The 19,662-nt window shown below is 49.9% G+C and carries 14 protein-coding genes and 2 pseudogenes; 3 read left to right on the top strand and 13 right to left on the bottom strand.

Annotated features, from left to right (window positions below):
• Nucleotides 1–516: 516 nt before the first annotated feature.
• From ACTHR2_RS10240 to ACTHR2_RS10195, 10 genes and pseudogenes are all read right to left on the bottom strand, one after another.
• Nucleotides 517–867, bottom strand: coding sequence for a hypothetical protein (locus tag ACTHR2_RS10240; protein WP_263336290.1), 351 nt, complete (start codon nucleotides 865–867; stop codon nucleotides 517–519).
• Between the two features lie 3 nt (nucleotides 868–870).
• On the bottom strand, nucleotides 871–1,143 hold the full coding sequence (locus tag ACTHR2_RS10235) for a hypothetical protein (protein ID WP_263336287.1): 273 nt from the start codon (nucleotides 1,141–1,143) through the stop codon (nucleotides 871–873).
• Between the two features lie 154 nt (nucleotides 1,144–1,297).
• Nucleotides 1,298–2,032: pseudogene (locus tag ACTHR2_RS10230) on the bottom strand (RHS repeat-associated core domain-containing protein); the annotation flags it as partial.
• A 458-nt stretch (nucleotides 2,033–2,490) separates the two neighbouring features.
• The gene (locus tag ACTHR2_RS10225; protein ID WP_263336285.1) at nucleotides 2,491–3,108 is read right to left on the bottom strand and encodes an NAD(P)H-binding protein; all 618 of its coding nucleotides are present in this window, start codon (nucleotides 3,106–3,108) and stop codon (nucleotides 2,491–2,493) included.
• Nucleotides 3,109–3,199: 91 nt separating this feature from the next.
• Nucleotides 3,200–5,020 (bottom strand): heme anaerobic degradation radical SAM methyltransferase ChuW/HutW, encoded by a 1,821-nt coding sequence (gene hutW / locus ACTHR2_RS10220; protein WP_263336282.1) that lies wholly within the window; start codon nucleotides 5,018–5,020, stop codon nucleotides 3,200–3,202.
• Between the two features lie 274 nt (nucleotides 5,021–5,294).
• Complete coding sequence (locus tag ACTHR2_RS10215; protein ID WP_263336279.1) at nucleotides 5,295–6,020, bottom strand: ABC transporter ATP-binding protein; 726 nt, start codon at nucleotides 6,018–6,020, stop codon at nucleotides 5,295–5,297.
• A gap of 46 nt (nucleotides 6,021–6,066) precedes the next feature.
• Nucleotides 6,067–7,008 (bottom strand): FecCD family ABC transporter permease, encoded by a 942-nt coding sequence (locus ACTHR2_RS10210; protein ID WP_107792249.1) that lies wholly within the window; start codon nucleotides 7,006–7,008, stop codon nucleotides 6,067–6,069.
• Between the two features lie 141 nt (nucleotides 7,009–7,149).
• Nucleotides 7,150–7,941 carry a heme/hemin ABC transporter substrate-binding protein gene (locus ACTHR2_RS10205; RefSeq protein ID WP_049249087.1) on the bottom strand — a complete coding sequence of 264 codons (792 nt, stop codon included), beginning with the start codon at nucleotides 7,939–7,941 and terminating at the stop codon, nucleotides 7,150–7,152.
• Nucleotides 7,942–8,013: 72 nt separating this feature from the next.
• The gene (locus ACTHR2_RS10200; protein WP_263336270.1) at nucleotides 8,014–10,212 is read right to left on the bottom strand and encodes a TonB-dependent hemoglobin/transferrin/lactoferrin family receptor; all 2,199 of its coding nucleotides are present in this window, start codon (nucleotides 10,210–10,212) and stop codon (nucleotides 8,014–8,016) included.
• 140 nt (nucleotides 10,213–10,352) lie between these two features.
• Nucleotides 10,353–10,568, bottom strand: a complete 216-nt coding sequence (locus ACTHR2_RS10195) for a hypothetical protein (protein WP_263336267.1) — start codon at nucleotides 10,566–10,568, stop codon at nucleotides 10,353–10,355.
• A 248-nt stretch (nucleotides 10,569–10,816) separates the two neighbouring features.
• Here ACTHR2_RS10195 and ACTHR2_RS10190 point away from each other — a divergent pair, with 248 nt between their 5' ends.
• A complete protein-coding gene (locus ACTHR2_RS10190) occupies nucleotides 10,817–14,083 on the top strand; it encodes a TonB-dependent receptor domain-containing protein (protein ID WP_440375695.1) in 3,267 nt (1,088 codons plus the stop codon).
• Nucleotides 14,084–14,301: 218 nt separating this feature from the next.
• Here ACTHR2_RS10190 and nadC read toward each other — a convergent pair whose 3' ends face one another.
• From nadC to ACTHR2_RS10175, 3 genes and pseudogenes are all read right to left on the bottom strand, one after another.
• Nucleotides 14,302–15,183: a carboxylating nicotinate-nucleotide diphosphorylase gene (gene nadC, locus ACTHR2_RS10185; protein WP_263336261.1), complete on the bottom strand. Its 882-nt coding sequence runs from the start codon at nucleotides 15,181–15,183 to the stop codon at nucleotides 14,302–14,304.
• Nucleotides 15,184–15,283: 100 nt separating this feature from the next.
• Nucleotides 15,284–15,356 (bottom strand): annotated as a pseudogene (locus ACTHR2_RS10180) (transposase); the annotation flags it as partial.
• An 8-nt stretch (nucleotides 15,357–15,364) separates the two neighbouring features.
• The gene (locus ACTHR2_RS10175; protein WP_263336258.1) at nucleotides 15,365–16,303 is read right to left on the bottom strand and encodes an NUDIX hydrolase; all 939 of its coding nucleotides are present in this window, start codon (nucleotides 16,301–16,303) and stop codon (nucleotides 15,365–15,367) included.
• Nucleotides 16,304–16,458: 155 nt separating this feature from the next.
• On the opposite strand from ACTHR2_RS10175, the gene nadA reads away from it, so the two are divergent.
• The gene (gene nadA / locus ACTHR2_RS10170; RefSeq protein WP_440375694.1) at nucleotides 16,459–17,571 is read left to right on the top strand and encodes a quinolinate synthase NadA; all 1,113 of its coding nucleotides are present in this window, start codon (nucleotides 16,459–16,461) and stop codon (nucleotides 17,569–17,571) included.
• A gap of 51 nt (nucleotides 17,572–17,622) precedes the next feature.
• Nucleotides 17,623–19,131: an L-aspartate oxidase gene (gene nadB / locus ACTHR2_RS10165; protein ID WP_263336252.1), complete on the top strand. Its 1,509-nt coding sequence runs from the start codon at nucleotides 17,623–17,625 to the stop codon at nucleotides 19,129–19,131.
• Nucleotides 19,132–19,662 lie beyond the last annotated feature (531 nt).

Raw genomic sequence — 19,662 nt, 5'->3', positions numbered from 1 at the left:
GTGGTCGGATGCCTGATTATCGGGTATCCGGGGAGGATTAAGGGGGTATTTGGGTAGGATTAGTGAATATTTGAAACAAAAACAGCCGAAAATCTTTATTTAGATTTCGGCTGTTGGGGGAAAAGGAATTTTGCAAAGGTCCCGGCCTTTATGTTAACTGTTAATGAGATTGTTAAAGAACAAATGGTTAAGACGACCTCAAAGAAGATAGTGAGGCCGTCTGAAAAGTGGAAACCGCGTGCGTGCGTTCCGCACACACCCTACGTCAGGACTCAAGGTTTTGTGCGGGCTACGGCTTGCTAGTATCAATTCTCCAAACTAGGATCTTTACCAGTTCCATCAAATTCAAGAGAACCCTGTAAAAAGGAAAATCTTGTATTGAAGAAAACATAGATATGCGCATGTACGCTTTAAAAGCACACATGCTATCTGTGATTTTGTAAAAAAATGTATGTTGTAAACTTCAGATTATTACAAATTCTATATTTGTACAGGATTTAATTGTCTTTTGCTATTTTATTTCTTAATATACTTTTCTATATATCTGTATTGCTCTTGCGTACATTTAACTGAAAAAAATATTTTTCCACTTATAATACTTTGAGCAGAAAAAATATCTTTCTCATATTTGAATTTTATTTTACTTAACGGAATCATTCCTTTTCCATTTTCTTTCCCACAAAAAAGCTTATATTGTAACTCATTATTACTTATACCTATATCTCCGCAAGTTTTTTGACTATTATATTCTGATACAACTATATTTAACCAGCCATGTTGAAAATCATAAGAGTAATGTGAAACATAAGGTAAATTAGAAGAGGAGGATACTATTAGAGATAAAATTGAACTTAAAATAGATTTCATAATTTATTTACCATTTAATTTATTAATTTTCTTAGCTAACGAAGCAGGAGTAACCCAACCAGACATTTTCATTTCTTTAATATCAGCAGCTTGACTTGCTCCATATGCAAAACTTGCACACTGCCTATTTCGTAAATTATATCCAGAAGTTTCTGTATTTTTATTATTAAAGTCCCTTATATATGACTCAACCTTTTTCATTTGATCATCATTCAAATCATAACTCCTTGATACCAAATACTTACTATCCAAATACCTCGTATCATTAAAACTCATAGTCCCTCCCATATCACTAACCAAAATACTAGTAATATCCTTTGAATTATATCTAAACCCTTCTCCTTTGACCTATATATTGAGTTCTGCCATTTTTCTCTAATCCAATAAATGCATGTCCTACAAAATCATGTGTATCAGAATAAATTGTTAGCTTCCCGCTTAATCCTAATGAGTCAACCCAAGTCTGCATATTTGGTGCAAACAAATACAAATTATCCCCACCCAACAACCCAATCGGGTCCTGGTTCACAAACCGACCCACCTCAGGCTCGTAATACCTCATCAGGTTGTAATGCAGCCCGGTCTCTTCATCATAATACTGATTTTGCAGTCTGAACGGCTGATGCGCATCCTTATAAACCCGCTCGTCCTTTTTCAGACGACCCCAGGCGGTGTATTCGCCGTACCACAACAGATTGCCGTGGATGTCGGTCATCTCGCGCAGGATGCCGATTTGATCATTGTGGAAATAGGCGAGATATTGTTTGCTGTCTTTGGCGTTGTCAAAGACTTGCGCCAGCGGTTCGTAGCTGTCTTGGTCGGTGTAGAGATAGGTGTAGCTGCCTTTGTAGGTGTACTCCTGAAGTAATCGCGTGCCGTCCCAGACGAAGTGGGTGCGTTTCGGGTCGGTACTTGTCCAGGCAAGTTTGTCTTGGCGCTCTTTGGAAAGGCGTCTTCCGAACGGGTCGTAGGCGTAGGTCCAAATTTCGGTATTGCCTGCTGCTTTTTTGATTTCGGCGCGGACGAGTTGGTTTTCTAAATCGTATTGGTAATATTGGTTTTCGCCGTCGGGCAGCTGGCGGTAGATCAGGGTACCTAAGTAATGGTAGCAGTTGAGGAGATTACCATTGCCAAGATTATATCCTTTGCCCTTCTCCCTGGGGATGGAGGAAGGATTGCATTGGCAAGATCATATGACTATCCTCTACTTTATTCCGCTATCCCATAATTCAGTGGTAGAGTTATAGTAAAATTAAACTGACAAATTTCTTAAAACCTATTGATTTTATACTAAAAATTGGAGTACTATAAGCACTCTCTCTAGAGTATCATTAATTCTCATTTAACATATAGGAACAAAACAGCGGAATTTGTAGAAGAATAGGGAAAAGGAAATTAATTTATATTATGTTAAATTCATAATACTAGTATTTTAGTCTATTAATTCCTGTTTCTCCTAGTCGTACAATCACTTACACAAAAAGGCCATCTGAAATGTTTCAGACGGCCTTTTATTTATATCTCCCAGTCTTTTCTCAGCAAATCCTTTATTGTTTGATCGGCTACTAATCAATTACCTACTCCAACTTTAACAATGGAAAGTGGACAATCTATTCAATCCGGTTATGCCGCACCAACGCTATACGTTTCGCCCTTGCTGTCCGCTTGGCCGACAATGGCAGCAACGGCAGTGGCCAAGCCGTTGCGCGTCATGTATTTTTGCGGAATTTCTTGGGCATTTTGTGTCAAGGTATAGGCATTATCTTCGCCATCGGCAAGGCCGCAGGGGCGCAAGATGGTCCAATTCAAACCGCTTTGTTTGAGATAGATTTCGGCTTCTGTTTTGGCACGGACAGCTTCGCCGAGTGCCTGTTTAAACGGCTCGCTCATCATGTCCCATTGTTCGCCGCAGCCCATGCTGGTAATCAGTACAAAGCGGGCTTGCGGATTGGCGGCTTTCGTAGCGGCAATGATGTTGATATTGCCCAGCGCATCGCTGCGGATACCCTCTTCGTTTTTGCCGCCTACAAAACTGATCACGGTATCGGGACAGTATTGTGCCAACGCTTTATCGAGTGCGTCAGCATCAAGCGCATCGGCGACAACGGTTTGAATATTGTGTTCGGCAAAAAAGCTGTCTTCAGACGGCCTTCTCAATACGGCGACGGTATCGGCTGAGTCAGTCAATGTGCGGATATAGGCGCGGCCGGACGGCCCGTTGGCTCCGAAGATGAGTTGCATGTTTGGGGTCCTTTGTATGGTAGATGTTTGTTGTTAGAAAATCCGCTCCTCTATGCAACAAGGAACGGATTTTCAGGCCGTCTGAAACCGTTTAAGCGGCATCAAACAGTTTTCGCATGGCTTCGATTTGGTGTTGTTTCAACTCACCTGCTTCATCGCGGCCGACAAAAATTTTAAACATGGCGCCACCGTTGCGGTTGATAAAGTTGAGCGAGCAAGTGGCTTTACCCATGAACGGACGTTCCAAAAGGTAGATGGAGGCGCAGTTTTCATAGTAGATGTGGCCGTGTACGCCGCCGTCGGTTTCAGGATGGTCAAAATTGTAGAAACCGCGGCCGACTTTGCCGTTAGGCAGTTTGCCGCTGACTTCGACGATGGCATCGGGGGTGTGGGCGATGAAGGTCACGGATTCATTCCATGCTGCGATGGCTTGGAGGATTTCGACAATGCGGCTGCCTTCGGTTTGGCGCACGTTCTCTTCAGGCAGGCAGTGGATAACGTCTTCAAAACTGCATTGGTTTTGCGCGGCCAGCATTTCCAGTACTTGGCCGGGATTTTTTTCTAATGATTGGCGCAACATGGTTTGTTGTTCGGCTGAAAGTTTTTGCATGGTTTGATCCTTTTCTTGAGTCGGAAGAGTGAGCATGAGTTTGCGGATAAGGGTGGGCGACCAATAACGGCCGCTGGTATTCAAACGGACAATGCCATCTGAATCGGGTTCTTTAAAAAGCTGCATTTCCTGCCATTGGGCAATCAGCTTTTGCGCTGCTTTGTTGCCGTCGAACAATAATGGATTCAGACGGCCTGTTTCAATATCGTGCTGAACTTTGCTGAGAAGTGCTTTATTTGGACTATGGCCGCTCATAAACGCGATGTTTTTCTCGCCTTTCGGCGTGGCGAGATAGCTCTCCAAATCGCCCTGCACCTGATAGCTGAAACCGCCGAAGTTACCCCCTGCGCCGGAGCCGAACGCCAAACAGGGAATATCGGATTTGATCAGGGTATTGTAGCGGTTGCGCTCGCCGCGGCCGGGATAGGCGAAGTGGCTGTTGCTGACCTGTTCCCAGCCTTTTTCTAGCAGTGTTTCAACCGTGTAGGCATATTGGTCTGCCTGAATATCAAAGCCCGGCGGTATTGGAAATGCGCCTTTTTCAATCATGCGGTTGATGGGCAGCATGGGATAAAGGTTGAACGCATACGTATCCAAACCGGACAGCGGCAGCTCGGCGGCGCGGGCGATATCGTTTTGCCAAACTTCATCGGTTTGATTGGGCAGGCCGAACATCAAATCAGCGACAATCACGGCATCGAGTTCGCACAATTTTGCCAAATATTCAAACGCCTCGTCGCCACTGTGTTTGCGGCCGAGACGGCGTCGGATGGCGGTATTGAAGGTTTGCACGCCGATGGAAATGCGGTTGGCCCCTGCTTCGAGACAAGCCTGTGCTTTTTCCAAACCGAAATGGCTCATGCGCCCTTCGATGGTGAACTCGCAGTCTTCGGCAAGCGGCAAATATTGGTAGCAGGCACGAATCAGGCGGACGAGGTCTTCCGTAAGCAACGCGGTCGGCGTACCGCCCCCGAAATAAACGGCTCGGATTTTGCCCTTACCTGTACGGACTTCGGCTTCAGCGGCCATTTCTTCGATAATTTTGTCGGTGTACACGCTGCTTTGGCTGTCCTTCCACGCATTACGGTAGAAGCCGCAAAAAACGCAATGGTTGGCGCAAAATGGAATATGCAGATAAGCAAGCGCATCCACATCGGTGGCATGGGGAAGCTTTTTCTTCCAAATGTTCTGCCACTGGGGACGTGGCATTGGAACACCGCCCCAAACAGGCATCAATGCCTGACGTTCGGGAAATGCCTTGGGCGCGGATTGTTTCGGAGTCCAAACAAGCTGCTGTACCATGATAATGATTAATAAAAATTATTAATAAGATTTATATATTAAATAACCATCATCATTTTCTTGTCAATATTTTTGCGTAATTAAAAATTAGTATTATTTTAAAATATTGTATTCTATAAATAATTAAATGTATTTCTATTTGATGAAAATCGGCATTTTACTTGTGAAATGCACAAAATTTGGTTCTTCAAGTCGGGAACATCCTCCCATCTCGTTTTATTTTTGAACGATAAAATAAATTTTCTTTATCGTTTTTCAGACGGCCTGTTGGCGCTCAGCTTCTGAAATAAAACCCTGCTTCATCTTCGCAACGGCGTATCTGCCAACCATAAACCGATTCAAGCAAGTCGGGGCTCATCACTTCGACCACCTTGCCTGATGCAACGACTTTTCCCTTATTCATCAAAATAATATGTTCTGCATAACGCGCGGCGAGGTTTAAATCGTGTAATACCATTATTGATGAGGCACGGTTTGAATGCCCGACCAAATACTGCATCAGGCGGTGTTGGTGGCGGATATCGAGATGGTTGCACGGTTCGTCCAAAAGCAAGACCGGCGCGTTTTGCAACAGGGCGCGGATGATGTTGGCGCGTTGCTGTTCACCGCCTGAGAGCTTGCCGATGCGCTTATCCGCCAATGCCGTCAAATCAAAATAATCGAGCAACTCGTCCGCCCATTCATGGTTCAGACGGCCTTTTTGTACGAATGACGCCAACGCAATGTATTCACGTACGGTCATCGGCATGTTGTAACGGCCATGCTGTCCGACCCATGCCACCCTGCCCGCGCGGATTTGCGGCGCAACGGCCTCACCGAAAAGCGTGATTTCCCCCTGCCCTGTTTGCCCGATTAAGGCCCGCAGCAAAGTAGATTTGCCCGCACCATTCGGTCCGATAATGACAGTCATGCCCGAAGGTATATCCAGTTGATCGATTTCAAGCAGGGTTTTGTCTTGGACGCGGACGGAAAGATTACAGATTTGAAATAAGGTGTGCATGGCAAAAGATATGGGGCAATAAAGTTTCAGACGGCCTGTTTAGGCATCAACGGCTTTTCAAAGGCTTGATAAACAAATACATAAAAAACGGTCCGCCCAATAAGGCAATCACGATACCGACCGGCAAATCGACAGGGTATGTCAGCCAGCGCGCCGCTCCGTCCACCACCATCAAAAATACTGCGCCCAACCAAGCCGACAGCGCAATCAGTTTGCGGCGGCTGCCGCCGACGGTTTGCGCCAGCACATTGGGGATCATCATGCCGAGAAAACCGATGATGCCCGAAAGCGATACCGCCGCCCCCGTCATCAATGCCGCGCCGATTACGGTTTGCACACGCAATGCCCCAACTGATACACCCATACTGGCAGCTGTGTCTTCCCCCGTCATTAAAACGTCCAACCGCCTGCCTGCCGACAGCAAAATCAGAAAACCGGGCAACATGACTGCGATTGCCGCGACAGGCGATGAGAAACCGGCTTCGGCAAGGCTGCCCGACAGCCATGTGGTTGCGCTGCGCAATACCAAATCGTCAGATAAAAACAAAATCATGCTGACCACCGCGCCCGAAAACGCGCTCAACACAAACCCCAACACCAGCAATCCCAAAGTACCGCCACCGAGCAGTTTGTGCACCGCCAAAATCAACAGGCACACACCCAATGCACCGAGAAAAGCCGCCGCCGGCACACCCATCGCGCCGCCGCCCAAAGCCAATAACACAATCACGCCCAAGGCCGCCCCACCCGATGTCCCGATCAAACTCGGATCGGCCAACGGATTCTCAAATAAAGCCTGCAATGCTGCCCCCGAAGCGGACAAACCGGCTCCGACCAAAAGCGCGGTATAGATGCGCGGTAAACGGATTTGACGGACGGTTTCATCCATCGCCAGCGGCGACTCCCACGCACCAAAGCCGATGCCGCAGCACAAATAAACAGCGGCGGCAGTAAGCAGCAGGCAAAGGGTAAGGATATGCGGTTTCATGACATCATGCGGTTCAAGCGGATTGAGGGACAGTTTCAGACGGCATTTTTAAGACAACCATTTTGCTTCCTACTCAACAAGAAGGAACAAATCAAGGCCGTCTGAAAACAAAAATCGGGCAGAGTTTCAAAACAGGCGCGTTTATTTCGCCAAACCGTGCAAACGCTGAATCACTTGCGGCGTATCCAGCCCGTAACGGAACATATCGTTGGCCTTCCACAAATAAATCTTGCCGTTTTTCGCGGCAGGCGAGCCAGCGATTTCGGGGCGTGCGGCAAAGGTTTTGACGTTGCCTATCATGGCGGTGTTGTGGTCGGCAATAATGATGATGTCGGGTTTGGCCGCAATCCATGCCTCACGCGTCATCGGTTTGAGGCCGTCAATGGCGGCTGCGGCATTGATACCGCCGGCGCGGCGGATGATTTCGTCGGCGGCAGTATTCTTGCCCGATACGATGCGCCCGTCGTAGCTGAAGAGGTAGCGTTTGCCGCTGGAAGGCTGCTGTTTCATATCCGCCTGCCACTTGCTTGCCAACTTGTCCGCCTGCGCGCTTTTGCCGATAAGCTGACCAATGTTGCGGATACTTTGCGGATAGGCGGCGATGCTGTCATCGGGCGCAACATTGACGGCTTTAATGCCTGCTTTTTGCAGGTGGGCAAAAATATCGGCAGGCTGCGCCATCCATGAACCGATGGCAATGTCGGGTTTGGCGGCCACAATCGGTTCAACCGTCAGGCGGCGATGAATGCCGATACTGGGCTTGTTTTTCAACGCCGGATTTTGAACGGTCTGATCGCGGCCGACGATTTCGTCCAATGCGCCGAGCGCGGCAACGATGTCTGCCGTATCGGGGGTCAACACGACGATACGTTGCGCGTGTGCAGTGCCGGCCAACGAAATAAACGCGGAAAGCAGGAGGAGTTTGAGTTTCATTGTTTTTCCTTGTCGAATGCTTTCAGACGGCCTGCTCGCTTTCTCAGGCCGTCTGAAAACGGTTGAATCACATTAGAACTTCAGTTGTACGGTTGCGGCGAAATTACGGCCGGTTTCGGTGTACAAGTCCATCACACTGGTACGGCTCATGCCGGCAACGTCGGCGTGCTGCCAGTATTTTTTGTTGCCGACGTTGTAAATGTTTGCGCCGATTTCGAGGTTTTTAAACGGTTTGTACCACGCACCGACATCCCATACGCCATAACCCGGCGCTTGGAAAACAGTGTCGCTGCTGACGCGGCTGTGTTTTTTCGACCAACGCAGCTTGGTACCGACACCCCATTTTTCCTGCGTGTAATCCAAACCCAAAACGCCGTTAAGCGGATAAGCGGAATCCAACGGTTTGCCGTCCTGCTGCTCACCGCGCATCCAAGCAATGCTGCCGGAGACTTGCCAGCCCGGCAGGAATTTGTAGGCGGCAGAAGCTTCAGCACCGTAGGTTTTGACGTGATCAAGGTTTTGATATTGGTACTGGATAATCGGGCGTCTTCCAACGGTAGAGGTACCGATTTCAGTGCGGTTGATGAAGTTGCGGTAACGGTTGTAGAACGCGGTAACTTGCGCACGGGCGCGTTCGTTTTTAAATTTCATCCCCAATTCAAAGCTGTTGGAGCGTTCGGATTTGAGGTTGGCGTTGGGAATGACGGCATAGCCGTAGGTCGTATTGGCAAACGCCATGGTCGCGCTGTCAAACGGCGGCGTACGGAAGCCTTGGGAATAAGTAGCGAAACCGGTGAACTGCTCACCCATCGGCACACTCAGGCGCAGGCTGGGCGTAAACGCAGAATCGCTAAAGCGCGTCGCCGTTCCGCTGGGGTTGGCGTTGAGATAGGCTTGGTCGGTCGACGTGTTCAGCTTGTCTTTTTCGTAACGCAAGGCCGGGGTCAGGACGATGCCGTTGCCGAAGGTCAGGCTGTCTTGCGCGTAAACGCTAAACGTTTTGCGCTTGCTATCGGGGAAGGTTTTATTCGGATAGGTGCTGCCTGCATAAACTTTGCTGACAGCGCCGGTCAGATTGTCCACTGTCAGGCTGTCGCGCGGACGGGCGGTCTCGGTGTGTTTGTATTCTGCGCCGGCAACGACGGTTTGTTTGACCGTGCCGTCAAATTCCCACACGCCGCGCCCGTTCAGCCCGCGTATGGTCTGATTGAAACCGTAGTCGGAATAACGGGTCGAGTTACCTAATTGGCGCGCGCCCATACGCGTAATGCTCGCATCGACGGCATCGTCTTCCGTACGCAGTTTTTGCTGATAGGCAGTCAGGTTGGCTTCTTTCAGACGGCCTTCGCCAGTGTAGCGGTAGCCTGCTTCGATACGTTGACGACGGATACGGTCGCGGGCGTTGCTCTCGGATGTTGCGATGGTTACCGGCCCGCGCGATTGCGAACCCAAGCCGTTTGCCAATACGGTATCGTTGGCGTGGTAATACTGTTCGTACAAAGTTTCCAAGCGGTGGCGTTCGTTGCCGATATTGCCTTTCGCCAAAATATTGTAGGCATTGTTTTTCTGTGGATTGGTGGCAGTACGCGCAGTCGAGTAGCTGGTATCGCTGCCCATGTTTTCGGTTTCATGACCTTGACGGCGCGTCAGCATCAGCAGACCTTCGGCGTTTTCATGGAAACCTGCCACAGTCGCCGTTACGCCATGGCTGCGGTTGCGGCTGCGGTAGCCGTGTTTCACCCCCAAATAACCGCGTTTGCCTTCATCGACGAAATCACTCGGAGAGAGCGTCACCATATTCACCACACCGCCGAGCGCGTCGCTGCCGTACAGCGCGGAATAAGGGCCTTTGACAATATCGACCTGCTTGAGTGTGTCGCTTTCGACCATATCGCGTCCCGAAATCGCACCGTTGGAGCCACCGCCTGCATAAGATTCAGGAATGCGCACACCGTCCACCATCATCAGAATGCGGTTGCCGTCTATGCCTCGGATATTGATACCGGCATGACCGCGGCGGTTGTTGTCTGACGGCACACTGACGCCGGATTCATACATCACGATATCGTCCAAATTCTGCGCTGAGGCTTGATTCAAGGTTTTACGTCCGATAACCGACACATTCGGCGCGGCTTTATCCAAGGTTTGCGCATTGCGGTCGGCCGTAACCACCACAGGCTCTATTTCTGCCTGAGCCACCGGCATCTGAGCCGCATATAACTGTCCGGAAAAAACCGCCCCTACTACACAGGCAATCGCTTTCTTTTTCATTACATAACCTTATTATTTGAATAATAATGGTTTGTATTTATAAAATAAATAGGCGATTTTTGCAAGTTTAGAAACCACAAGATAGCACTAAAACCACTTCAAAAACGCAAAATATAGTATGACGTAGCTGGATAAATAATTCATGGATCAGAAGCAAAGTGCCCGACCGTGTCGGCATAGAAAACAGACCTGCCGTTATCGACCAAAAATCCCGCATCGGCGATTAGGAGGCCGACACCATCATCGACAATGATCGAGAAGTACATCGCAGAGAAAAACATAAAAACATTTAGCCACGAAACGCCAAGTGTTTTATTCTTGAATCTGTTCCAACCACTGGGATCCGGATGTTGCATTTGAAATCCGAATCCAAGCCTGTCTGAAATATTCAAACAAGTTTTTATTTGTTCCTCTTATCTCTCACCCTTCTATTTACCTCAAACTCAAAAAACATTTCCATATTATTAAAAATTAGTTAGAATTTCACGAAATAATAAATAATAATCAAACTTATTTATATTATTTTAGTCAGAGTGTAATCGCATCTATTTTCGGTCTGTCTTGTTCAGACGGCCTTACCAATCAAGTTATATGGATACATTCTATGCAACCGATCAAAGTCACCACCCTCTCCGCCTGCATCGCCGCCATTGGTTTCATCCCTGCCGTTTATGCTGCAGATAATTCGACAGTTATTCTCGATACCATCACTGTCAAAGGCACACGCAATAAAGACGAAATCGGTAAAAACCGAGTTTATACCCGCGAAATCGTCAATCTTTACAAGAGCAAAAACGAGGTCGAAACCTTCAAAGGCAACACCGTATCCGACCTTTTAAGCGGTATGTCCGGCGTGTACAGCGGCGACGCGCGCAACAGCGGCGCGCTGGATCCGAATATACGTGGTGTGCAAGGTCAAGGACGGATTCCCGTTACCATCGACGGCACGGAGCAGGCGATTACCGTCTGGCGCGGCTACGCGGGCGCAAACAACCGCAACTACGTCGACCCCAACATCATCAGTAGCGTTTCTATCGAAAAAGGCCCCTCGTTCAGCCGTGATATGAAAAGCGGCATAGGCGGCTCCGTCGCCCTGAAAACCATCGATGCCGACGATATTGTCCCCGAAGGGCAGAAATACGGCTTTGAAGTGAAGGCGGAGGCTTCCAACAATTCCATCAAAAGGCGTGAGAATGCTTATGAACATTCAGTCGATTATCGAACCTTGCCTGTTCCCGCAGTAGCGACGGGTGGTATTTGGCGTTCGTTTTTTGACGATACCGACCGAATCGACCAGCGTTTCAACGGACGCAATAAATTTGGGGAGGATAAAGCCTACCGCATTGCCGCCGCCACCAAGCAGGACAATTTCGATGCCATGCTTGCCTATGCCTACCGCAGTAAAGGCAATTATTTTTCCGGCAAAAAAGGCGCGGAACGCTACGGTTATATCGGTCCTTGGACACAAGAAACTTTAGACGAATTGAAACGTCGTAAAGAAGAAGCCGCTGCCAAGGGTGAGAAATTTTTCGGCAGTGAAAACATGCTGGGCGCACCCGATATTTCAAAAATCGGACTTTTTTATCATCCGGGCGGGGAAGTCAGCAATACCTCGCTCGAAACCAAATCATGGGTAGGTAAAACCACCTTCCGTCTGCCGAACCGCCAAACGCTCAAATTCGGCCTGCGCCATACCGATTCCACGTTCGGCGAAATTATGCCTTCGCGCATTATCGGCCCCATCAGTTGGGATGCGTCCGTCCTCAACAAAATTGCCGAATGGCCGCAGGCATGGGTAAAACAGCGTTCCTACAATATCGACTATTCGTGGAAGCCCGAGGGCAGCCGTTGGATAGATTTCGATGCCACGCTTTGGACAACGCGCACCAAATCCAAAACCAATACCGCAGGTGGCTCACCCGGCGATACCGTTTATGAGGACAACAAATTTCAAATAGCATGGGATGAGTACGACAGATGGCAAAAAGCTACGCCTGAAGAGCGTCAAGAATTGCTGAATGCAGGTTTTGAAGTCCCAAAACCGCCCAAACCCGAAACGCCCAATACAAACGGCAGGTTCAACACTATTGAAGGCAACGCCTATTACGCCCGTAACAACCGTACAGGCTTTCAATTCTCCAACCGTATGAAATTGAGCGACAAACTGTCGTTGACTTTGATGGGCGATTTTCAAAATGAAAAACTGACATCGCGCAATGATTTTTCAGACGAGCTGGAGCGGGGAGGATACGACAAATATCGGGAAGAACTCGAAAACAGCACCATCAGGGCAAATTATGAATTGAATCAATACGGTGTACCTCGCAACGGCAAGCGGCGTGAATACAATCTGGGCTTTAATTTCCGCTACGAACCCTTCCGCTGGCTGACTTTGACGGCAGGCGGGCGATATACCAATTTCCAACTTCAGGATAAAAGCAGACGTTTGGAAAGCGGCACGAATAAGACCGGCGATCCGTTAGAAATGAACAGGGGGATAAAATATTCGATCGGCAGGGTTGCCACGCCGCAAGAATACGCGGATTACAAGGCAATTGACGATGCTTTGGCAAATGGCAGTCTTGATTATGCTTTATATATGGCGGACGAATATTCAGAACAAAGAAAAAAACATAAACAAATTAGCCTGACTTCGTTTCAAGTCAATTCGCAATATATTCCGACTTTGACAGATGATCGCGAAACATGGGTCAATCCTAATGAAAAGGTGGATTTCTATTGGTTGAAAGACGATAAAGGTCGTCTGAATATGCAGGATCATCCCCTTACCAATGGCAGCATTCCTGATTTGCACACCAAAGTTGCCAATCCTGTATATGACCCGTCTATTTCAGACAGTCCGCAATTTGTACCTAAATACTACGCAGCCAGTGCAAGTGTTTACACAACGCCAATGACCGAAGCCGAAAGACAGAGGGCAATGAAGCAGAAGGGCAGCGGTTGGGTGCCTGCATTTTCTGCCACCATCAATTTTACTGATTACAGCCGCGCCTATTTGCGCTATACCGAAACCCTGCGCTACCCCAGCATTTTTGAAGGGACTTACGGCTTTTCTACCGCCGCCGGCTCATTCAACCGCATGGGCTATGGCTGGCGGCCCGAACACGCCAAAAACTGGGAAGTGGGCTATATTCATGATTTAACGGGGCTGTTACCGAAAATGAAAAAAGCGGATTTCCGCGTCAATTACTTCCATAACAAGACCGAAAACGTTATCGATAGGGACAGCAATCTCGAATTCGAACAATTCGACAGACAAATCCGCAGTGGTGTCGAGCTGTCCACCCGCTTCGATACCGGACGCGTCTTCGGCAGCCTGAACGTATTCCGCAGCCTGGAAAACAAAATGTGCGACGAAAATTTCACTTGGACATCCGCAACAGAGGGCATGGTTGATTCAAGCTATTTTGTGAAAAACGGTAAGACTATGAATCGTCCTGTCTGCAACCACGGCGGCTTGACCGATTCGGGCTATCTGGCAAGCGCGCTTCAACCACGCTGGTCAATTGATGCCGAATTGGGCAGCCGTTTCCTTGCCAACAAACTGGAAACAGGCGTGCGCCTCCATTACCACAGCCGCGTCTATGAAAACCGCAACGATGCTTGGCAGCCATTCTACGATGTGCGCAATAAATATCAGAATGACAATATGAAGCCCCAGCATAACGATATGCGCTGGCAGCCTGTCGCCGTATGGGACGCCTACCTGCGCTACAAAATCGGCAAAAACCTGACTGCCGAGCTGGTGGGCAGCAACCTGACCAACCGCTACTACCTCGACCCGATGAGCCGTTCTTACCTGCCTGCACCGGGTAGGACAATACGCATTGGGATAACTGGAAAATGGTAATGATCAATTAATCATTTTGGGAGTAAAAAGCCGTCTGAACATTGGGTTTCAGACGGCTTTTTACATGATGGCTTAGTTATGCCCTACTCTTTCATGTTATATGAAGGTTGAAGCTAAACTGCATAATTTTTATATCTTCTACTTTGGAAGCAAAAAGGCCACTTGAAAATGAAACGTCGATATTTCAGACGGCCTTTACTTTATAGCAAACTCGAAATTTAAGCCACGAAATCCAAACCTATGTCCAACGAGCGGCTGCTGTGGGTCAGATAGCCGAGGGCGATGCCGTCTACGCCGGTTTGTGCTACGCGTTTCAGGCGGTTGAAGCCGATGCCGCCCGATGCTTCGCAATAGACGGTGTGAGGGTGGGCGGTTTGTGTGTGGCAGCGGTTTGCCGCTTCTTTTAAGGTTTCGTCGTCCATATTGTCCAGCAAAATCCGTTCCGCGCCCGCCGCGATGGCTTCGTCCAGTTGTGCCAACGTGTCCACTTCGATTTCCACGCAAGTCAACGGTCCGACCGCCTGCTTCGCTTGCCGAACGGCTTGGGCGATGCTGCCGCAATAGGCGAGGTGGTTGTCTTTGATGAGTACGGCGTCGTCCAAGCCCATGCGGTGGTTCACACCCCCACCTGCTCTGACAGCGTATTTTTGCAGGATGCGAAGCAGTGGAATGGTTTTGCGGCTGCACACGATGTCTGTGCCGTATTCGGCGACTTCGGCAACGGCACGAGCGGTGGCGGTGGCGATGCCACTCAAGTGTGTGAGGTAATTGAGTGCAGTGCGTTCAGCGGCGAGCAGCGCGCGGGCGTTTCCCTCAACGCTAGCAAGCGTCTGACCTGCGCAAACGGCTTGCCCGTCTTGAATTTCAGCTTGGAAACGGACGGACGGATCCATCGTCTGAAAGGCAAGGCGCGCCAAATCCATGCCTGCTATTACGCCGTCCTCACGACTGATCAGGAAAAGTTTGGCAGTTTTATCGGGCGCTATAACGGCTGCTGACGTAATATCGCCTCGCCTGCCCAGATCTTCGCTCAAGGCTTGTTCGACCATGGGGCGCAACAGGGTATCGGGCAGAGGAAGAAGATTGTTTTCAGACGGCATGGGGTTTCCTTTGTTGAAAAATATTGGTGTTGCACCGATGGGGCAAAACTTCATTTTATAGTGGATTAACTTTAAACCAGTACGGCGTTGCCTCGCCTTACCGTACTATCTGGTACTGTCTGCGGCTTCGTCGCCTTGTCCTGATTTAAATTTAATCCACTATAGGTCGTCTGAAAACGGGCTAACGGCTGCCCAGCGGCAGTCCGATATCAGAAATCAGCTGTTCGGGCAGAACGTCATCTCGGAAGCGGTAAAGCTGTGCAGGACGGCCTTTACTGCCTGATACGCCGGTATCCGACGGCTCTATGAGGTTTTGCTGCTGAATCTGGCGGCGGAAGTTTTGCTTGTGCAGCAATCTGCCGCTGATGGCTTCGACGCTGTTTTGCAGTTGCAGCAGTGTAAATTCGGGCGGCATCAGTTCAAAAATCACGGGACGGTATTTGATTTTGGCGCGTAGGCGGGATAAGGCTGTCGCCAGTACGCGACGATGGTCGTGGCGCATGGGCTGCCCCGTGAGCGCGAAGTCGAAGTTTTCCTGAAGCTCGGTGGCTTCCGCTATCAGGCCGCTTTCATACAGCATTTCATAGCGTTGCAAAACGTATTCTTCCGACCAGTTTTCAGGTTCGACACCCCAGCACAAATGAATGCGCTTGAGCCGCTTTTGGCGCACTTCCTCCGTATCCGCCGAGTTTGCCCAAATACGCAGGCGGCTGACGATGGTATCGCGCTGTCCGCTGTCAGTACGCAAATCTTCCCACGGAAAATAGCAGTAGCAGTCCTGCCATTTCGCATCGGGATGCAGGATGCTGTCGGCCGCTTCGCGCACCAGTCCCAAATAGCTGACGTATAAGACAGGCAGGCCTTGCTCGTTTTGACGGCGCGTATCTACAAACGTATAAAGCTGTTCTACATAGCCCATGGGCTGCGATGTCTGCTTGGCGACCCACATTCTGACCCCTGCCTGCAAGGAGTGGCGAAACGGTGCAAGCAGGCCGTTGGGCAGCAGCGTGCCTTGGGCAACGGTCAAAACCCTCAAGCTGCCGTTTGTAATGGCGATCAGTACAGGAACCAGCTCGACGATACTTTGCGTATTGGCTGCTGTTTCAGGATAGGCATCCATGCGTGGCTTTCATTCAAGAGAAAACCTTATTGTAAACCAAAGCGGTTTTCAGACGATCTTGCTTATTATACTCAAGTTGAGCATAATATAAAAATATTTCAAAATATAAACGGCAAATCTTTATGCCGTCTGAAAAACAGCTATAAGGAAACATCATGCAAACCGCCGCCCGCCGTTCATTCGATTACGATATGCCTCTCATTCAAACGCCGACTTCCGCCTGCCAAATCCGTCAGGCATGGGCAAAGGTTGCCGACACGCCCGACCGCGAAACAGCAGGTCGTCTGAAAGATGAAATCAAGGCTTTGCTGAAAGAGAAAAATGCGGTCTTGGTGGCACATTATTACGTCGATCCGCTGATTCAGGATTTGGCTTTGGAAACGGGCGGATGCGTGGGCGATTCACTGGAGATGGCGCGCTTCGGCGCGGAACATGAAGCCGATACATTGGTGGTGGCGGGTGTGCGCTTCATGGGCGAGAGCGCGAAAATCCTCTGCCCTGAAAAAACGGTGCTGATGCCTGATTTGGAAGCGGAATGTTCTTTGGATTTGGGCTGTCCGGAAGAAGCGTTTTCAGCTTTTTGCGACCAACACCCCGACCGTATGGTAGTGGTGTACGCCAACACTTCCGCCGCCGTGAAAGCGCGTGCCGACTGGATGGTAACGTCTTCGGTGGCATTAGAAATCGTGTCGTATCTGAAATCGCGCGGCGAGAAGCTGATTTGGGGGCCCGACCGCCATCTCGGCGACTACATTCGCCGCGAAACGGGTGCGGATATGCTGCTGTGGCAGGGTTCGTGCATCGTCCATAACGAATTCAAAGGGCAGGAACTGGCGGCATTGAAGGCGGAACACCCCGATGCAGTGGTGCTGGTTCATCCCGAATCGCCGCAAAGCGTCATCGAACTGGGCGACGTGGTCGGCTCGACCAGCAAGCTGCTCAAGGCCGCCGTATCGCGTCCTGAAAAAAAATTCATCGTGGCGACCGATTTGGGCATCCTGCACGAAATGCAAAAGCAGGCGCCCGATAAAGAATTTATCGCCGCACCGACGGCGGGCAACGGCGGAAGCTGCAAAAGCTGCGCGTTCTGCCCGTGGATGGCGATGAATTCGCTGGGCGGCATCAAATACGCCCTGACAAGCGGACACAACGAAATTCTGTTGGACAGAAAGCTGGGCGAAGCCGCCAAACTGCCTTTGCAGCGTATGCTCGACTTCGCGGCAGGACTCAAGCGCGGGGATGTGTTCAACGGTATGGGCCCCGCCTGATTTTCCGTCCATATTGCCGTTTCAGACGACCCCTCAAACAAGGACAACACCATGCAAACCGATTGCGACGTATTGATTGCCGGAAACGGGCTGGCGGCACTGACGCTCGCCCTGTCGCTGCCTGAGTCGTTCCGCATCGTCATTTTGTGCAAAAACCGGCTGGACGACACCGCAAGCCGTCATGCGCAAGGAGGGATTGCGGCGGCGTGGTCGGGAGAGGACGACATCGAAAAACACGTCGCCGATACTTTGGAAGCGGGTGCAGGTTTGTGCAACGAAGCCGCCGTCCGCACCATCCTGTCGCAGGGCAAACCGGCAATCGAATGGCTGCTGGCGCAGGGCGTGGCGTTCGACCGGAATCATAACGACCTGCACCTGACGCGCGAAGGCGGGCATACCTGCCGCCGAATCGCCCACGTCGCCGACTACACGGGCGAAGCCGTCATGCAGAGCCTGATTGCCCAAATACGCCGCCGTCCGAACATCCGCGTTTGCGGGCGGCAGATGGCGTTGGACATTCAAACCGAATCAGGCGCGGCGTGCGGGCTGACCGTTCTCGACTGCCTAACGCAAGAAACCCACCGCATCCGCGCCCGCCATACCGTACTCGCAGGCGGCGGCTTGGGACAGATTTATGCCGCCACTACCACGCCGCCCGAATGCACGGGCGACGCCATCGCCATGGCGATACGCGCGGGTTGCGCAGTTGAGAACCTCGAATTTATCCAATTCCACCCCACAGGCTTGGCAAGATCGTCTGAAAACGGCCGCACCTTCCTGATTTCCGAAGCCGTGCGCGGCGAAGGCGGCATCCTGACCAACCAAGCGGGCGAACGGTTTATGCCGCATTACGACCGCCGCGCCGAACTCGCGCCGCGCGACATCGTTGCCCGCGCCATCGCCGCCGAAATCGCCAAGCAAACGCAAGACTTCGTCTCGCTCGATATCAGTCATCAACCTGCAGAGTTCGTCCGTCAGCATTTCCCGTCCATCCATCGACACTGCCTGTCCCAATGTGGCTTGGACATGACGCGCCAAGCCATCCCCGTCCGCCCCGTGCAGCACTACACCTGCGGCGGCATCCAAACCGACCCCAGCGGCAGAACCTCCCTGCCTCAGCTCTACGCCTTAGGCGAAACAGCCTGCACCGGCTTGCACGGAGCCAACCGCCTCGCCAGCAACTCCCTGCTCGAATGCGTCGTTACCGCCAGGCTTGCCGCCCAAGCCATCGCGGACGGACAAGCGTTCCAAATCGAACCATTCCAAAGGCCGTCTGAAAGCCCATTCTCTGAAGCAGGCATCTTTTCAGACGACCTCCAAAACACATTCAGCCGCCCCGCTCTGCAAGTATTCAACCAACACCATCTAGGCATTCTTCGCAACGATACCGACCTGCGCCATGCCATCGCCCAACTTCGGCTTTGGAAGCAAAACCAAGCCGAGCCGCACACCGCATCCGAATACGAAAACCGCAACCTACTCAAATGCAGCCTCGCCGTAGCCCAAGCCGCATACGCAAGGCGGCAAAACATCGGCGCGCATTTCAATAGTGATTGTTAAGGCTGATAGTGAAAACATTTCTCCAATAAATAATGTCATTGACTGAAAAAGCAAAGATTCACACATGATTAAGGAAAGATTGAAAGAAAGTAGGAGAAACAGTGAAAACTAAAATGCAGGGATTGACAGTAGTTATAAGTGATAATAACTAATCAACAATGGTCTTTTGCATTTTGTAGAGAGAAAAAAAGATAGGATTAATGAAATAAGACCATCTGAACAGTTTTGCATAAGTTCAAACAAAGTTAGCACAATTCACTATCTTTGCCCTACTCTATTTCTTCAGGCTACTATTTAATGATAGGTTCACAGTGAAATTAAACAGTCAAATTTCTATCAAAACCTATTGATTTTATACTAAAAATTGGAGTATTATACGGAATCTTTTAAGATTGACTAATAGTTAACAAACAGGAACAAACAACGGCGATTGTTAGGTATAGGGAAAAACTACATAATTTATATTATGTTAAATTCATAGTGCTAGTATTTTAGTCTATTCATTCCTGTTTCTCCTAGCTATACAATGAC

This window comes from Neisseria sp. P0006.S004 (assembly GCF_051963015.1).
Lineage (GTDB): Bacteria > Pseudomonadota > Gammaproteobacteria > Burkholderiales > Neisseriaceae > Neisseria.
The sequence above is the reverse complement of the archived record's forward strand: the minus strand, read 5'-3'. Positions and strand labels throughout refer to the sequence as shown.

Bases quoted from the DNA above. Each gene is read 5' to 3' on its own strand.
- ACTHR2_RS10235 (WP_263336287.1), bottom strand. From the start codon at position 1,143: ATGAGTTTTAATGATACGAGGTATTTGGATAGTAAGTATTTGGTATCA.
- ACTHR2_RS10210 (WP_107792249.1), bottom strand. From the start codon at position 7,008: ATGAAACCGCATATCCTTACCCTTTGCCTGCTGCTTACTGCCGCCGCT.
- ACTHR2_RS10215 (WP_263336279.1), bottom strand. From the start codon at position 6,020: ATGCACACCTTATTTCAAATCTGTAATCTTTCCGTCCGCGTCCAAGAC.
- nadB (WP_263336252.1), top strand. From the start codon at position 17,623: ATGCAAACCGATTGCGACGTATTGATTGCCGGAAACGGGCTGGCGGCA.
- ACTHR2_RS10200 (WP_263336270.1), bottom strand. From the start codon at position 10,212: ATGAAAAAGAAAGCGATTGCCTGTGTAGTAGGGGCGGTTTTTTCCGGA.
- ACTHR2_RS10190 (WP_440375695.1), top strand. From the start codon at position 10,817: ATGCAACCGATCAAAGTCACCACCCTCTCCGCCTGCATCGCCGCCATT.
- ACTHR2_RS10240 (WP_263336290.1), bottom strand. From the start codon at position 867: ATGAAATCTATTTTAAGTTCAATTTTATCTCTAATAGTATCCTCCTCT.
- ACTHR2_RS10175 (WP_263336258.1), bottom strand. From the start codon at position 16,303: ATGGATGCCTATCCTGAAACAGCAGCCAATACGCAAAGTATCGTCGAG.
- ACTHR2_RS10205 (WP_049249087.1), bottom strand. From the start codon at position 7,941: ATGAAACTCAAACTCCTCCTGCTTTCCGCGTTTATTTCGTTGGCCGGC.
- ACTHR2_RS10195 (WP_263336267.1), bottom strand. From the start codon at position 10,568: ATGCAACATCCGGATCCCAGTGGTTGGAACAGATTCAAGAATAAAACA.
- ACTHR2_RS10225 (WP_263336285.1), bottom strand. From the start codon at position 3,108: ATGCAACTCATCTTCGGAGCCAACGGGCCGTCCGGCCGCGCCTATATC.
- nadC (WP_263336261.1), bottom strand. From the start codon at position 15,183: ATGCCGTCTGAAAACAATCTTCTTCCTCTGCCCGATACCCTGTTGCGC.
- nadA (WP_440375694.1), top strand. From the start codon at position 16,459: ATGCAAACCGCCGCCCGCCGTTCATTCGATTACGATATGCCTCTCATT.
- hutW (WP_263336282.1), bottom strand. From the start codon at position 5,020: ATGGTACAGCAGCTTGTTTGGACTCCGAAACAATCCGCGCCCAAGGCA.